This is a genomic window from Clostridium sp., assembly GCF_026168755.1.
Lineage (GTDB): Bacteria > Bacillota > Clostridia > Clostridiales > Clostridiaceae > Clostridium.
This window is the reverse complement of the sequence record NZ_JAPFDR010000001.1, coordinates 143,039-159,337: the sequence shown is the minus strand read 5'-3', so window position 1 is coordinate 159,337 and position 16,299 is coordinate 143,039. Positions and strand designations below refer to the sequence as shown.

The following is a 16,299-nucleotide window of genomic DNA, read 5'->3' as shown; positions in this document are numbered from 1 at the left end:
ATAAATTATAAATTAAATTATAATTATATTCCTTGGAGTTAACTCAAAGTCAATAAAATTTTTAAATTTATTTTTATTTAATTAAATATAAAATAATGCTTAGATTTAAAATAACTGTCAGTCATTTTAAATCTAAGCCTATTAATTTCTTATATATAAAAATATTTTTAAATGTATAGACACTTAAAGTTTGTAAATCCAGCATCATTATTCTTTTTTCTCAATATATCTTTTTTATTAAAAATAAATTATATTACTCTATCTAAATAACTCCAAAATTTCTTCATTTGTTAATTTAGAAATATTATTTATATTTAAACTGTCATCACTCATAACACTATTTATTATTTCCCTCTTATCTTCTTGTAGCTGAATAATTTTTTCTTCAATTGTATCTTTAGCAATAAGCTTAATTACTTCAACTATATTTTTTTGTCCTATTCTATGAGCTCTATCTGTTGCTTGGTCCTCTATTGCAGGATTCCACCATGGATCCATATGCATAACAAACTTTGCTGATGTTAAGTTAAGTCCTGTTCCTCCTGCTTTTAATGAAATCAAGAAAATCTCTGGTTCCTTACTTTCATTGAACTCTGATACAAGTTTTATTCTTTCCTTAGCACTAGTAGATCCATCTAAGTATTTATTTTTTATTTTTCTTATATTTAATTCCTCTTCTATCTTTTTTAATACTGAAGTAAATTGAGAAAATACTAACATTTTATTATTATCTTCTATAACTTCCTCTATTATCTCAAGAGCAACATTTAACTTTCCGCTATCACCAGTATAATCTTTATTAACTAAAATAGGATCTTGGCATATCTGTCTTAATCGTGTTAAATAAGAGAAAATCGTTATATTATCATCTTCTCCAGTTTTTAACTTTAACTTAACCTCTTTCATATAATTTTTATAAGCTAACTTTTGTTCACTAGTCATTGGAACATAATACTTTTTCTCAATCTTTTCAGGCAATTCAGTTATAACATCTCTTTTTAATCTTCTTAATATAAATGGTTTTATTAAAGACCTTAACTCCTTAATTTCCTTTTCACTTCTATTAACAAACTTCTTCTTAAATTTCTTTTCATCAAATAAATATCCTGGCATTATAAAATCAAAAATTGACCATAATTCAATTAATGAGTTTTCTATAGGAGTACCTGTTAATGCAAATTTTACTTTTGCATTTATCTCTTTAATTATCTTAGTATTTTGTGCTTTGGTATTTTTAATATTTTGTGCTTCATCTATAATACAATAATCAAAAATTTCATTTTTATAAAATTCTATATCATTTTTTATTGTTCCATAAGTAGTTAAAAGAACATCATAATCTTCTTTATTATCTAATACTTTATTTCTAGCACCCTTACTTCCATGAATAACTCCAACATTTAAACTTGGTGCAAACTTTTCAAACTCTTCTTTCCAATTATATATAAGAGATGTTGGTGTAATTACTAATGACCTTTTATTTTTCTTATGTAATAAAAATGCTATTACTTGAATAGTCTTTCCAAGTCCCATTTCATCTGCTAAAATTCCACCAAAATTCATTTCACTTAAAGATAACAAATAATTTAAACCAGTAACTTGATAATTTCTTAATATGCCATTTAATTCTTTTACTCCATTAACTTCTTCTATAAATCTACTTTCTAATCTTTTGGAAATTACTTTTAAAATTTCTGCTCCTCTTATAAAGTTTAGATTATAATTTTCTATATTTTCCTCTATAAATATAGCTTTACTTTTATCTATCTCTATTTCACCATCATATATTTCTTGGTTATATATTAAATTATCAATAATATTAAAGAAATTAGCTATTCCTAAATCTCTTAAATTTAATAGTCGCCCTGTTTTAGTTTTATAAAAATCCCTATTATCTTCTAAAGCTTGTAATACATTTATATACTCACTATAATCTAATCCATCTATATCATATTTAAACCTTAACTCCTCATCTTTCCCCTCAAATATAGCATATATATCATTACTCCCTAGAATATTAACTTCATTAAAACTCTTAGAAAACTCTAATCTAGAAAATACTTCAAAGAACTTTAATCCATTAGTTAAAAGCTCATACCGCTCTTCATCATTTCCAATAAATAAAAATTCATTTGCCTTTTTTATAAATCTATATCTTTCTAACTTCATTGATATTTCTTCTTCAAAATTATTATCTCTTAGGAAGTAATCTATATTTTTATCTAATATATTGATTATTTTTCCAAAATAATTAACAGTGGCTTTACACTTAATATCATTATTTTCATTTTTAAAGAAAATTTTAACTTTATAATAATTTCTACAAAGATTTTTAACTCCCTCACCTAACATTATATCTTTACTAATATTACTTAATAAATTAAATAACTTATTAATATAAGCTTCCTGTTTAGGATACTCTATTTTCCCATTACTTTTTAAGTTATGATACAATACTTTATAGTTATTTATTTGATTATCACTTGGTAAGTAAATTTTCCTATCATTTAAAAACACGGTAAAATTATCATTTAGAGGAATAGGTAACTTCTTCTTTGTAGTCAAAATTATTTTATCAAAATCTATTTTTACTGTGAAAGATAAAGGCATATCCTCTTTTATAATATAGCTTTCATAATTAATATAATCATAATTTAACTTAACTTTTCTATTATCACTTACTAACTTTAAAATTTCTTCTATATACTCTTCATCAATTCTTAAAGCCTTACCTTCTACAACCTTAAAGGAATCTTCTCTATTTAAGTTTAAAACTATATAATTTAAAAGCTTTTCATCCTCTTCCTTAAATTTCATATAAGAGCTATTATATAAGAATTCGCCATTAATTCTCAGCTGTCCTTTTACCTCTTTACACTTTAAAAACTCACTAATTTTAGGAATTAAATAAGTGTTATTTTCGCCTATTCTAATTTGTATATCAAATGTCCTATTTTCGTTTCTTTTAATATCCAAATCTAAATTTAGTATCTTCTTTTCAACATTTACTTTGATTTCCTTTTTCTTATTTAAGATTGTATTTTCCTTATTTATTTTCTTTATTTTATTTTTTGCTACAATATAGAAATAAAATATAGTTGCAATTATATGCTTACAAATATAATTAGTTTTATGCTTTGAAAATTCTTCATATGTACTACATGTACATGTTGCACCTATTACTCTTTCACTTTTTAAATTGTACTTAATATGACAACTATACTCCTTACTATTATCCTCTTCTGTTACTTTTGAATATATATGATAAATATCGTTAATCTTTTTACTACTTAAATTTGATACTAATCTATTTTTATAAATCTCTTTACCATCTTTTATACTAATATTAGATCCTAAGGCTAATACATTATCTAATAAAATTTTTAAATCCACATCTTCACCTCATTATCATATAATTAATTTAATCATTATATCATAAGTTGTTATCTACGTTAATATCTATAAATTTATCTTATTACTTAAATATTTTAGTATAAAAAAAATATAAAGTAGTTCATAAAAATTTTATTATGAAACTACTTTATATTTGAATTTAAGGTGGAAATTTATAAAATTACATCTCTTATTTGAGTTGTAAAATTAACATTATTATTTTATAGCTCTACTATAAATTGATTTTCTTTAACTTCAATTTGTTTATTATTGAAGAATACCTTTTTAGTCTGCTCTAAATTATTAAGAATTATTTTTATTTTATTATAATTTTTAGAATATCCTATATTTTCTTTTAATTCTATTCTTAATTCCTCTGACAATTTACAGTTAATAATATATTTATTTAACTTTCCATCTTTATAATCAAAACTTTCACCATCATCTAATATATGAGTATAAGTTGCTTCTCCATTTTCTTTACCTAAATATATATTTAATGTTAATATATCATCATTATTTTCTCCAACATAATTTTGTTCTTTTCCTACTGGAATTATAGATAATGATTTTATAAATATAGGACAAATATCTAATGGAGCTTCTTTAATTATATATTGACCACCCTTATACTCTTCTCCATTCCAATAGTCAATCCAATTATAGCCTTCTGGTAAGTAAACTAACTTATGTCTAGATCCTTGTTCTACAACTGGAGATACTAAAATATTGTCACCAAAATTAAATTCATCATTTATTTCATATGTTTTTCTATCATTTTGATAATTAAATAATAATGGTCTAATTATTGGTTCTCCTGTCTCTTCACATTTATACATCATATCGTATAAATATGGAATCAACTTATATCTTAATTTAATATATTTTCTATTTATATCTTCTGTAGCTTTATCAAAAGCCCATGGTTCTTGTTCTCTACTTCCAATAGTTGAGTGGTTTCTAAATAATGGTGTAAATGCTCCAACTTGAACCCATCTACTTAACAGCTCTGGCGTACAATCATGTCCAAACCCTCCAACATCAGTACCACAAAAAGCCATACCACTAAGTCCAAGATTCATTAACATTGGTAATGACATTCTTAAATGCTCCCATGTACTTTGATTATCTCCAGTCCAAACTGTAGCATACTTTTGAGTTCCTGCATAACATGCTCTAGTTACTATAAATGGTCTTTTATTTGTAACTCTCTTAATCCCTTCATAAGTGGCCTTGCCCATCATATGCCCATAAACATTATGACTTTCTTTATGAGTAACTAAAGTTCCATCATTATTAAAAACTACATCATCTGGAATAGGTCCATTAAAGCTAGCTGGTTCATTCATATCATTCCATATTCCTGACACACCTAAATCCATCATTATTTTCTGATTTCCAGACCACCATTCTCTTGTCTTAGAATTCATAAAATCTGGGAAAACAGAATTTCCTGGCCAAACCCAATTCTTATAAACTATTCCATCTTTATCTGTTGCAAAATACCCTTCCTTTAGACCTTCATCATATATTTTATATCCTTTATCTACCTTAACTCCTGGATCTATAATAGTAACTACCTTAAATCCCATTTCTTTAAGTTTCTTTAAAAATTCTTTTGGATTTTCGAATTTTTTATTATCCCATGTAAATACTCTAAAATCATCCATATAATCTATATCTAAATAAATAGTATCACATGGAATATCCTTTTCTCTAAAACACTTAGCAATCTCCATAGCTCTTTCCTGTGGAGCATAAGACCATCTACATTGTTGATATCCAAGTGTCCATAATTGAGGCAATGGTGTTTTTCCTGTTAGATTAGTATACTTATTAACTACTTCCTTTATTGTAGGTCCATACATAAAGTAATAATCTAAATTACCATCTACAGCCCCAAAATAGTAATACTTAGAATTCTCTTTTCCCATATCAAAATGACTTTCAAAATGATTATCAAAGAAAATACCACAAGCCTCTTCATCCTTTAATGTTATTAAAAAAGGTATTGATTTATATAATTGAGCATATGTTTCTCCATGTGGTGTTGGATCATCAGTATTCCAATTTCTATAATGATAACCCTTCTTGTTTAAGGAACCTGTTCTTTCTCCAAGTCCATAGAAATACATATCATCTTCCATAACTTTAGATACATAAATATTATATTCTTCATGACCTTCTAACTTATGTCCTTCCTCTGCTGCTAAGGTAGAATTCGCCCCTAACCTTCTAAAAGGCTCTCTTTTCCCTCTATAATCCCTACATAAAATTTCACCTTTTGAATTATATATATCAACTTTAAAATCATCATAAATATTAATACTTAAAACATTTGTTTTTATATTTAAAACTTTACTATCAAATTTAACCTCAAATTTAACTTCGCCATTTAATACGTTTTCAACTGCCTTAGAATTTCTTTCTTCTCTATGAAATGGCACAAAGAAATTAACAACACTTTCATTTATCAAAGTTATAGTACTTTGAATTTTTTCATAATTCACTAAAACTTTGTTTTCACTAACTTCATAATTTAATATTTTTCCAAACATAATCTTCTTCCCCTTACTACTTACAAAACATTTTATTTAAAAAATGTAATTATAATGTTATTATAATATTTAAATAAGTATAATACTTGCAGTATACTAACAATTTATGAGACAATACTGCTATACTAGGAGATTTAATGAATAATTTAGATTTTATAAACTTAAAAGAAAATATTACACATGGTGACTTTATATTACCATTTTCAATTTATAAAGGGACACTTAGTCCAAGCTTTCCTTCTATTGCAGCTCATTGGCATGAGGAAATTGAAGTTATTATAGTTCTAGACGGAAGCTGTGATTACAGAATAAATTTAAATTCATTTATTGCAAATAAAGGTGATATTTTAATTATTGATTCTCAAAGTCTACACTCACTAACATCTATTCCAAACGAAAACATGACTTGGGCTTCTTTTGTTTTTAATATGAACATGTTAAAAAGCTCTAATACTGATGGTGCATTATTAAAATATATTGCTCCTCTTTTAAATCATAAACATCAATTGCCTATTATCCTTAAAGATAATATAGAGTGTTACCCTAAAATCTTTGATGTTATAGAAAATATAATATACTGCTATTATGAAAATGATATCGCTTATGAACTTGAATTAAAATCTTTACTATTTAAGTTTTTTTCATTACTTTATAAAAATGATCTAATTGAAAAACATCAAAATAAAAATAATCTTACAATTAATACTACAAATAAAATTAAATTAGTTTTAAATTATATAAATGATCATTATTCTGAAGATATTTCAATAAATACTTTAGCTGAGCTTTGCCAATATAGTGAATATCATTTTATGCGTTTTTTCAAAAAGCACATTGGTTTAACCTGCATTCAATATATTAATAATTTAAGACTAGAAAAATCATCTATTTTATTGACCTCCACTAATAATGCTATAATGGATATTTCCTTAGAAGTAGGATTTGATAATCTATCATATTTTAATAAATTATTTAAAAGAAAATATAATTTAACTCCAAAAGAATTTAGAACAATAAATTCAGATATTTTAAAATAACAAAAAAGTAACAGTTTAATTTTACTGTTACTTTTTTAATAATAATTTTTTTTAATCTACTGATTTTAAAGATTCAACCATTTTAACATTCTTTAACTTATAATACATAGCATAGTTTACTAACAATGAGAAAATAATTGTTAAAATAGCTGCCATAATAAAACTCTTAACGTCTATAGTTCTACCAAACATAACATAATCCATTTCAACTGTTACCATTATAAACTTATGGAAAGCTGTACCTAATAACAATCCTCCTATTGCTCCAATAACAGTTAATAATATATTTTCTCTAAATATATATGCTGAAACTTCTTTATCATAGAATCCTAAAACTTTAATTGTAGCTATTTCTCTTATACGTTCAGAAATATTTACATTTGTAAGATTATATAAAACTATAAATGATAATGCTCCTGCACAAAATATCATAACCAAGACTACTAAATCTAATGATTTAATTGTATTATCAAAATTATCCTTTATACTACTATTACTTATTACTCCAGAAACTCCATTTATATCTATTAAATTATTAGATATCTCATTTATAGAATCTTTATTATTTATTTTAATAAATATGCTATTTTCTTCTGGAATCTTATTAAATACCTCTTTGTAATAATCAGCATCAATATAAACATAATGATTAATATAATGTTCTACTATTGCTCCAACTTTAGCTCGTGATTTATTATCATTATTATTTATAATCTCTATTTCATCTCCAACTTTAACATCTAATAATTTAGCTAACTTTTCACTTATTGCTATTCCATCCTTAGGTAAAATAATTGTTTCTTTACTCTTTCTATCTTGTAAATGTTCAAATTTATCAAACTTTTCATCTTCATCAGTAACTATAATATTAACATTTTTACTTATTTCATTTGCTAATGTTTCTCCACTTTCACTTCTTACAAAAATAAAATCATTTACCTTTGAATCTTGCTTTAGATATTCTTCTAAATTATTTTTTTCATCACTATTTATAGCTTCATTTAAATTTATTGAAATATCATATTGTGTTAATTCTCCATATTGTTTACTTACAATAGTTTTTATAGAATCCTTAATACCAAAACCAGTAACTAGCAACGCTGTGCTTCCTGAAATTCCAATTACAGTCATTAAAAATCTCTTTTTATATCTAAAAATATTTCTTACTGTTACTTTGCCAATAAAATTAAATCTATTCCAAATAAAAGGAATTCTTTCCAATAAAATTCTTTTTCCCTCTTTTGGTGCCTTAGGTCTCATTAACATTGATGGAACTTCTATAAGTTCAATTCTACATGCTGCATATGTTGATAATGTAGTTACTCCTATAGCTACAGCAAAAATCATTATCGCTAAAGGTACATGAACTACATAGGTCATTTTAGGTAATATATATAATATGTTATATGCATCAAAAATCACTAATGGTAAAGCAGTAAAACCTAAAGCTATTCCTACTATACATCCAATTAAACTTGCAAACAATGCATAAACAATAAACTTTTTAGCAATACTTCCTTTATGATATCCTAAAGCTTTTAATGTTCCTATATTTACTCTTTGCTCATCTACCATTCTAGTCATTGTTGTTAAACATACTAGTGCTGCTACTACAAAGAAAAATACTGGAAATACATTTGATAATTTATCAATACTATTTGCACTATTTTCATAGTCTACATAAGAATAATGTGACTTTCTATCTAAAACATAAAGATCTGGCTTTTCTATTTCTGATATTTTCTCTTCTGCTTCTTCTAACTCTTCCCTTGCTTTAGAAAGCTCCTCTTCCGCTTTTTTCTTATTTTCCCCTAGCTCTTTTTCTCCCTCAGCTAACTTTACTTTTCCATTTTCTATTTCTGCTTTTGCATTTTCTATTTGAGCATATCCTTGATTTTTAGCTTCTTCTAAATCAACCTTTGATTGATTAACTTTATTTCTACCTTCTTCTATTTGTATCTTAGCTAAGTTTAAATCATTCTCTTTTGCTAATAATTCATCTTTCCTGATTTGAAGCTCCGATTTTGCTACATTAACTTTATCATTAGCTTCTTTTATTATGACATCTAATGAATTTATTTTTACTTCAATAGAAACTTTTTCTTCATCACTTAGACTCTCATCTTTTAACATATCCTCTAGTGAAGACTTCTGACTTAGTAAACCTTCTAAATAAACTTCTGAATCATTGATAGATTTTTCAGCTTTAATAAACTCCTGCTCTATAGTTTCTTTTACCTCATAAAATTTATCTATTCCTTCATTAAGCTGTGATTCTTTTTCATTTAATTCTTGCTCTGCTTTTAAAATATCCTCTTGTCCAATCTTCAATGAATTTTCTAACTCATTCTTCTTAATATTAAGTTCATCTTCCCCTTCAGTCAATGTCTTTCTTGAGTTATCTATTTCATTCCGAGCTTTTTCTAATTTTTCCTCAACTTCACTCTTTTTAGCTTGATATTCATCTTTGCCTTTATTTAATTCTTCATTAGCTTCATTTATTACTTCATCATATCTTCTATCAATCATTATATTGGAAATGTTTTCTATAGATTCCTTAACCTTATCTGTTACATCAAAATATTTCTCATCATATGAATCTAAAGCTTTAGCATCCTTAACAGTTACATAAATATCTGTATATACTTCACTTTTAAAATCAAATTCATTTATAAACATATATGTCTTTACAGTACCATTTCCAATACTACTATTTCCAATTTGATCACTTAAATAATAAGGCGTTTCTACTATACCTACAACTTCATATTCATTAGTTGCAAGGCTATCTTTAATGTCACTATCATCACCAGAATTTAAGTTGAGTTTATCTCCTATTTTCAAATTTAGACTTCCAAAGCTTTCTCTAGCAATAACACATTCACCTTCTTTAGTAGGTAAATGTCCTTCAATTAAATTTAATCTATTTATATAATCTTCATTATCATCATTTAAATTATCATTAGGTAAACTATGAACTCTAATTACAAACTCATCTGAATCTATTTTTGATATAACATCTAAAGTTTTTGATGGTTCAACACCTAAAACACCATCTATATTTTTTATATCCTTTACATCTTCATCAGTTAATCCTAAAGTTGATATTACTCGCAAATCCATTAAATTATAATCATCATAGTACTTATCTGCTGTAGCCTTCATATCTATAGGTGCAATTTTTACTCCGGCAAATAACATTACCCCTAAAGCAATAATTGAGGCAATTGAAATAAATCTTCCTTTAGATTTCCTTATATCTCTAAATATATTTTTCCATAATGCATTTTTCATAATTACCATTCAATCCTTTCCACAGGAACTGGATTTTCATTTATAGTAATTTTTTGAATTTTACCATTCTTAACCTCAATAACTTTATCTCCCATAGGAGTTAAAGCTAAGTTATGTGTAATTATTATTACCGTAACCCCTTCTTTTCTACAAGTATCTTGTAGTAACTTTAATATAGCTTTACCAGTATTATAATCTAATGCCCCAGTAGGTTCATCACAAAGTAATAATTTAGGATTCTTTGCTATTGCTCTTGCTATAGCCACCCTTTGTTGCTCTCCACCTGATAGCTGTGATGGAAAATTATTTTTTCTCTCTCTTAACCCAACTGAATCTAAAACCTTATCAATATTTAATGGATTTTTTGAAATTTGAGTGGCTAATTCTACATTTTCCCTTGCAGTAAGATTTTGAACTAAATTATAAAATTGAAATACAAATCCTATATCATACCTTCTATATGTTATTAAATCCTTTTGAGAATATTTACTAATCTCATTATTATCAACTATAACTTTCCCTGATGATACTGTATCCATACCACCTAAAATATTTAAAATGGTACTTTTCCCAGCACCACTAGCTCCTGCAATTATAACAAATTCTCCTTTATCTACTGAAAAATCAACTCCACCCAAGGCATCAATTTCTACTTCTCCCATCTTATATTTCTTCTTTACATCTCTAAACTCTATATACTTTCCCAAACTTGTTTCTCCTCCATTGTTATGGTTTATATGTCATCAGTATACAACACTTAAAATTTCTCTACAACAAATATGATATTTTTTCAAATTTTATTCATATATTCTTTTAAATTTATATATTCATTATAATATATATCATTTTTTGTCTAATGAACGAAGTTTTTAGATTTGAATATAATAATTAGTATAATAATATATAAGGAGCGACATATGCATATAATTTCATCTATTTTATTAGCATTTTCCGCAAGTTTAGATAGTTTAATAATAGGAATTGCTTATGGAATTAAGAAAATAAGAATTAAATTTTCTATTAATATAATAATTGCATTAATTGTTACTTTAGGCACCTTCATTTCAATGATTTTAGGTGCTATTTTAAACAAACTTATTCCTGTATATATTTGTAACTATATTGGTGCAATTCTTTTAATTATTGTTGGCTTATTTATGACATTTGATTTCTTTAAAGAACGAAGAAATTTAAAGAAAAATGAAATAAATACCTCAAAAGAAAATAAAGATATTATTGAATCATTACATTACGACGATATATTAATTAACAATAAAACTGCCGATACAGATGGTTCTGGTAATATTGAAGCTAAAGAGGCTATCTCCCTAGCACTAGCACTTAGCCTAAATAACTTTGCTCTGGGTCTTGGTGCAAGTATGTCAGGAATAAGCATTCCTTTAACTACAATTTTTACATTTATATTTAGTATACTCATATTAATTTTAGGTTTAAAAATAGGTAATAGCTTTTTGTCTAAAATTTTTGGTAAATATTCTGGCTTAATATCAGCTATAATAATTATAGTAATGGGAATATTTCAATTACTATAAAAATAAAAATATGCCCCTCATTATATTTTAACTGAGGAGCATATTTTTTTGCTCTATGCTATTACTTTATTAATAAGTCTTATAATATAACTTATAGTATAAAAGTCTCTATCTATTTGTGATTTTATTTCCTTGAAGCCTTTAATTAATTCTTCTTCATTGAAGTTTTCTTTAAGTATCATTAATGTTAAAGTATTAATATTACCTTCCTTTGTATCAAAAATTCTAGAAGCCTTAACATACTTATTTTCCATTAAACTATTTAATGATTCTTCTAATTCTAAACTTATATTTATTTCAGGCATTCCTTCAAATACTCTTACACCTTGAAGCTGTGTACTAAAATTCTTTGTTTTTTCTAATTTACATCCTAAAAATATAGTATTTTCAAATTTTGCATCTTTAAAGTCAGTACCATCTAAATTTGCACCTTCAAAAATAGCATTTTTAAATTTTGCATTTTTAAACTTACTATTTTTTAAATTAGTTCCTATAAATTCTGTTCCCTCAAAAGTTCCATTCATAAAACTACAAGTTTTAAAATGTGCACCTCTAAAAGTTGCAAAATTAAAGTTTGAATTTGAAAAATTACAATTATAGCAATTACTTCTTTTAAAATTCTTATACATAAACTTCTTATCTTTTTTTCTATATTATTATAGTGAAAATTTTCACTTCCGCTATTATCCTTTGCCATTTTCTTCTCCTCTTATTTCCTAGTATATCCTACAATCTTATATATTTTTAATTAAAAAGTCAACTAAAATTTCTATATTTTACAAATGCATATTAATTCTTAAGAGAGAAATAATAATATAGATGTTTATTTGGAATTAAATATAAAGGAGGTTTTTTTAATTGAAAAAATTTATTTGTACCGTATGTGGATACGTACATGAAGGGGATACTCCTCCAGAAGTCTGTCCAATATGTAAAGCACCTGCTAGCAAATTTGAAGAAATGAGTGGAGAGCTACAATGGGCTGATGAGCATAGAGTTGGTATCTGTGAAGATATAGAACCAGAAATTATTGAAGGTTTAAGAGCTAACTTTAATGGTGAATGTACTGAAGTTGGTATGTACTTAGCTATGTCTCGTGTAGCTGATCGTGAGGGATATCCAGAAATAGCAGAAGCATATAAAAGAATTGCCTATGAAGAAGCTGATCATGCTAGTAAATTCGCTGAAATTTTAGGTGAAGTAGTTACTGCAAGTAGTAAAGCAAATCTAGAAGCTAGAGTCGAAGCTGAATTTGGTGCATGCGATGGAAAGAAAAAACTTGCAGCATTAGCTAAACAACATAATTTAGATGCTATTCATGATACAGTTCATGAAATGTGCAAAGATGAAGCAAGACATGGAAGAGCATTTAAAGGATTATTAGACAGGTATTTTAGTTAATTACTAAGTTTATTATCGAAAGGGGATTTATAAATGCAAAAAATTAATTGTGATGTAAATAGTTGTTCTCATAATAAATCTGGTGTATGTTATTCTAATCGTGTTGATATAGCTAGTTCATCATCTACTGATAATGATACTTGCTGTGGGTCATTTTTAGATAAGAAACACTATAGCGATTTAACAAATAACACTAATAGCGCTGGTTGTTGTGATTGTTTAATATGTAAAGCAACAGAATGTGTACATAATGAAAACTGTAATTGCACTCTTTCATCTATAAATGTATCAGGATCTCGTGCTAATATATACACTGAAACTTGTTGCGAAAGTTTTGAAAAGTAAATTTTATGGCAAATAGATTAAATTTCTAATCTATTTGCCATTTATATGTACATTAAAATTCATTACTTTTTTCTAATTCTAAAATTAAGTTCTTAATTTCTATATTACTAGGATTTTCTCTTAAAACCTCTTTAAAATATTCAATTGCATCTTTGTTTCTTTCTTGCCTCAGCAGTTCAAAAGCATATTCTTCTATTATTCTATTATCTTCTGGTTCTAATGAATTTGCTTTAACTAAATACTCTTCTACTACATCAAAATTATTAAGCTCCTTATTACAAATTGCTATTCCAAAATAATTTTCTCCATCATTTTCATTTATCTCTATTGCCTTATTGAAATATTCAATTGCTTCATTAAACCTTTTATGATTAGCTTCATATACTCCTAACCCAGTATAAGATCTTGAACATTCCTTATTTGCTTCTATAGATTCCATAAATGCTTCCCTAGCTATTTCTGGATTATTTAAATCTACTAAATATGTCCATCCAATAATACATTTTAAATCAGACAATATCTTATTATCACATTCATAGTTTTCCATGTAATCAACACATCTATTTATAGCATCTTCATATAACCCTTCTCTTATATCTAGTTCAATTAAAAAAGTATTTGCTAAATATTGTTCCTCTTCTTCTTTTAGCACTCTCTCAAAACATCTTCTACTTTCTACATAAAGACCTAAATTAAGTAGTGTTTCTCCCTTTATGTTATATCCATATACAATATAGTCACAACCTAACTCAAAAGCTAAGTCTATAGCTGCAATTGCATCTTCAAAAAAACCTTGAACTAAATAGCAATGAGCTGTATATAGTAAATATTCTGGATTTCCACTTTTTTTAAATCCATCATTACTATATTTCAATGCTTCTTGAACATCATACATTAATATTTCATTAAATACTTCTTCTATGTTCTCCATCTTTTATCTTCCTTATCTAAAATACTTTATTATTATTGTTTCCATAAATTAATATTGCTAACTTTCAAATATTAATTAATTAAATTAAAATTTGGAGCTTCAAAAAGATAGCTCCAAATTTAAATGTATAATTTAAATTTTAAACTGTGTATTTTTATCATATGTTTGAGATTTTAATAAATAACGTTTTAATATTTTAGAAGAAAATATTTTAAAGTTTAGTTCAGAATTTATTTCTATTGTATAATCTCCTTTTATTATACAATCCTTCAATTCTTTTATAGTTGAACACTCCTTATTCAAGCTAGTATATATTCCTCCAAGTTGAATAGGTGTATGACTATCACTTCCGGTAATAATATTAAGTCCTAACTCTTGAGATAAATTTATTAATTCATCTCTAGCAATACTTTCACTCTTTTTAAATATATCCTTCCCATTTAAATCTAAAGCATCTAACCTCTTTAATAAGTCATGTGGCTGATTACATAATTTATGACCTTTTCTACATGGATGTGCCCCAATCTTTAATAGATTAAATATATCTGCTTGATCTAATAATTCTTCTAATTCTATTAAATTATCTTTTTCTCTAAATTCTTTTAATAGCTCATAAATATCAATAATACTATCTCTGTCACCAGCTAAAATTACATGACCTTTATTTTTAATACTAACTTCCATTGCAGGAAATACTGATATACCTTCTACTATATATCTATCTCCTTCATAAATAAAATTATTTTCTAAAAAATCATAAATAACAAGAAAATCTTTTGCATTGAAGTGTTCACAAAGAATTATTCCATTTAGACCATTACTTTTTGCAAAATGTATTTCATTCATAAAAAACTCTTTATTAAAATCTTTTCTTTTACTTAATAATCCATGGACATGAAAATCCATATTCATCTATTTTCCACACCCTTAATTTATTACAAATATTGCTGAAGGTAATTTAACTACCCTATATTTATTAGTATATTAAGATTATATGTTTTATGTTAATTAGTAAAAAAAATTTTAATATTTTACTTCTTTCATACAAAGTCCTTTTGCTGGTGCCTTTTCGGCTAATTCACTTCTACTTTTTTCTTCTAATAATTCCTTTACTTTTATAGGTTCAATTTCTCCTTTTGCTACCTTTATTAAAGTTCCACTTAAAATTCTAACCATATTTAGTAAGAATCCATTTGCGTTATATTCAATTTTTATAATATTATCTTCTTCAGTAATATTTATATAATTTATTGTTCTTACTGTTGATTTTTTTGATTTATCTTTTACTCCACTAAAGCTTCTAAAATCATGAGTTCCTATTAAATATTTACTTGCCTCTTTCATTTTTTCTATATCTAACTGTCCTTCAACATGATAAGCATATTTTTTCAAAAATACGTTAGCAAATCTATTATTATCAATAGTATATACATAAGTTTTTGATATTACATTTAACCTGGAATGAAATCTTTCACTAACTTCTTTTAATGATGTTACAGATATATCTTCTGGTAAAAACTCATGCAAATATTTCGATATTTCTTGTAGCCCCTTTTCACTATTAGTCTTAAAATTTGCTATATACTTATCTGCATGAACCCCAGTATCAGTTCTACCACAACCAATTACTTGAATCTCTTCACCTGTCATTTTAGATAATACTTTTTCAATTTTATCTTGTATAGTTGATACGCTAGTTCCTTTTATATTTTGCTTTTGCCATCCCTTGTATCTTGAACCATCATATTGAATGGTCATTCTTATATTTCTCATACATTATCTCTCTT

12 protein-coding genes are annotated in these 16,299 nt (G+C 25.7%); 4 read left to right on the top strand and 8 right to left on the bottom strand.

Features of this window, described 5'->3' with window-relative positions; translation table 11 throughout:
* Nucleotides 1–258: 258 nt before the first annotated feature.
* A complete protein-coding gene (locus Q0Y03_RS00775; protein WP_297711959.1) occupies nucleotides 259–3,393 on the bottom strand; it encodes a DEAD/DEAH box helicase in 3,135 nt (1,044 codons plus the stop codon).
* Between the two features lie 221 nt (nucleotides 3,394–3,614).
* A complete protein-coding gene (locus tag Q0Y03_RS00770; RefSeq protein WP_297711958.1) occupies nucleotides 3,615–5,951 on the bottom strand; it encodes a glycoside hydrolase family 31 protein in 2,337 nt (778 codons plus the stop codon).
* Between the two features lie 137 nt (nucleotides 5,952–6,088).
* Between Q0Y03_RS00770 and Q0Y03_RS00765 the strand changes: the two genes are divergently transcribed.
* On the top strand, nucleotides 6,089–6,988 hold the full coding sequence (locus Q0Y03_RS00765; protein ID WP_297711957.1) for an AraC family transcriptional regulator: 900 nt from the start codon (nucleotides 6,089–6,091) through the stop codon (nucleotides 6,986–6,988).
* A gap of 51 nt (nucleotides 6,989–7,039) precedes the next feature.
* On the opposite strand, the gene Q0Y03_RS00760 is transcribed toward Q0Y03_RS00765, so the two are convergent.
* Nucleotides 7,040–10,291, bottom strand: coding sequence for an FtsX-like permease family protein (locus Q0Y03_RS00760; protein WP_297711956.1), 3,252 nt, complete (start codon nucleotides 10,289–10,291; stop codon nucleotides 7,040–7,042).
* On the bottom strand, nucleotides 10,285–10,989 hold the full coding sequence (locus tag Q0Y03_RS00755; protein ID WP_297711955.1) for an ABC transporter ATP-binding protein: 705 nt from the start codon (nucleotides 10,987–10,989) through the stop codon (nucleotides 10,285–10,287). Before Q0Y03_RS00755 ends, Q0Y03_RS00760 begins: the two co-directional genes overlap by 7 nt.
* A 210-nt stretch (nucleotides 10,990–11,199) precedes the next feature.
* On the opposite strand from Q0Y03_RS00755, the gene ytaF reads away from it, so the two are divergent.
* Nucleotides 11,200–11,835: a sporulation membrane protein YtaF gene (gene ytaF, locus Q0Y03_RS00750; RefSeq protein ID WP_297711954.1), complete on the top strand. Its 636-nt coding sequence runs from the start codon at nucleotides 11,200–11,202 to the stop codon at nucleotides 11,833–11,835.
* 53 nt (nucleotides 11,836–11,888) lie between these two features.
* Here ytaF and Q0Y03_RS00745 read toward each other — a convergent pair whose 3' ends face one another.
* Nucleotides 11,889–12,464 carry a pentapeptide repeat-containing protein gene (locus tag Q0Y03_RS00745; RefSeq protein ID WP_363318694.1) on the bottom strand — a complete coding sequence of 192 codons (576 nt, stop codon included), beginning with the start codon at nucleotides 12,462–12,464 and terminating at the stop codon, nucleotides 11,889–11,891.
* 229 nt (nucleotides 12,465–12,693) lie between these two features.
* On the opposite strand from Q0Y03_RS00745, the gene Q0Y03_RS00740 reads away from it, so the two are divergent.
* Nucleotides 12,694–13,236, top strand: coding sequence for an NADH peroxidase (locus Q0Y03_RS00740; protein ID WP_297711953.1), 543 nt, complete (start codon nucleotides 12,694–12,696; stop codon nucleotides 13,234–13,236).
* 33 nt (nucleotides 13,237–13,269) lie between these two features.
* Entirely contained in the window at nucleotides 13,270–13,581 is a 312-nt protein-coding gene (locus Q0Y03_RS00735; protein ID WP_297711952.1) for a DUF1540 domain-containing protein, read from the top strand.
* Between the two features lie 52 nt (nucleotides 13,582–13,633).
* Here the strand turns inward: Q0Y03_RS00735 and Q0Y03_RS00730 are convergent, their stop codons facing one another.
* The 3 genes from Q0Y03_RS00730 to truA form a co-directional block, all read right to left on the bottom strand.
* The gene (locus Q0Y03_RS00730; protein ID WP_297711951.1) at nucleotides 13,634–14,512 is read right to left on the bottom strand and encodes a tetratricopeptide repeat protein; all 879 of its coding nucleotides are present in this window, start codon (nucleotides 14,510–14,512) and stop codon (nucleotides 13,634–13,636) included.
* Nucleotides 14,513–14,644: 132 nt separating this feature from the next.
* Nucleotides 14,645–15,424 carry a PHP-associated domain-containing protein gene (locus Q0Y03_RS00725; RefSeq protein WP_297711950.1) on the bottom strand — a complete coding sequence of 260 codons (780 nt, stop codon included), beginning with the start codon at nucleotides 15,422–15,424 and terminating at the stop codon, nucleotides 14,645–14,647.
* 111 nt (nucleotides 15,425–15,535) lie between these two features.
* A complete protein-coding gene (gene truA / locus Q0Y03_RS00720) occupies nucleotides 15,536–16,285 on the bottom strand; it encodes a tRNA pseudouridine(38-40) synthase TruA (RefSeq protein ID WP_297711949.1) in 750 nt (249 codons plus the stop codon).
* Nucleotides 16,286–16,299 lie beyond the last annotated feature (14 nt).

Excerpts from the sequence above, each read along its gene's own strand:
- Q0Y03_RS00770 (WP_297711958.1), bottom strand. The coding sequence starts at position 5,951 with ATGTTTGGAAAAATATTAAATTATGAAGTTAGTGAAAACAAAGTTTTA.
- Q0Y03_RS00765 (WP_297711957.1), top strand. The coding sequence starts at position 6,089 with ATGAATAATTTAGATTTTATAAACTTAAAAGAAAATATTACACATGGT.
- Q0Y03_RS00760 (WP_297711956.1), bottom strand. The coding sequence starts at position 10,291 with ATGGTAATTATGAAAAATGCATTATGGAAAAATATATTTAGAGATATA.
- ytaF (WP_297711954.1), top strand. The coding sequence starts at position 11,200 with ATGCATATAATTTCATCTATTTTATTAGCATTTTCCGCAAGTTTAGAT.
- Q0Y03_RS00745 (WP_363318694.1), bottom strand. The coding sequence starts at position 12,464 with ATGTATAAGAATTTTAAAAGAAGTAATTGCTATAATTGTAATTTTTCA.
- Q0Y03_RS00735 (WP_297711952.1), top strand. The coding sequence starts at position 13,270 with ATGCAAAAAATTAATTGTGATGTAAATAGTTGTTCTCATAATAAATCT.
- Q0Y03_RS00730 (WP_297711951.1), bottom strand. The coding sequence starts at position 14,512 with ATGGAGAACATAGAAGAAGTATTTAATGAAATATTAATGTATGATGTT.
- Q0Y03_RS00725 (WP_297711950.1), bottom strand. The coding sequence starts at position 15,424 with ATGAATATGGATTTTCATGTCCATGGATTATTAAGTAAAAGAAAAGAT.
- truA (WP_297711949.1), bottom strand. The coding sequence starts at position 16,285 with ATGAGAAATATAAGAATGACCATTCAATATGATGGTTCAAGATACAAG.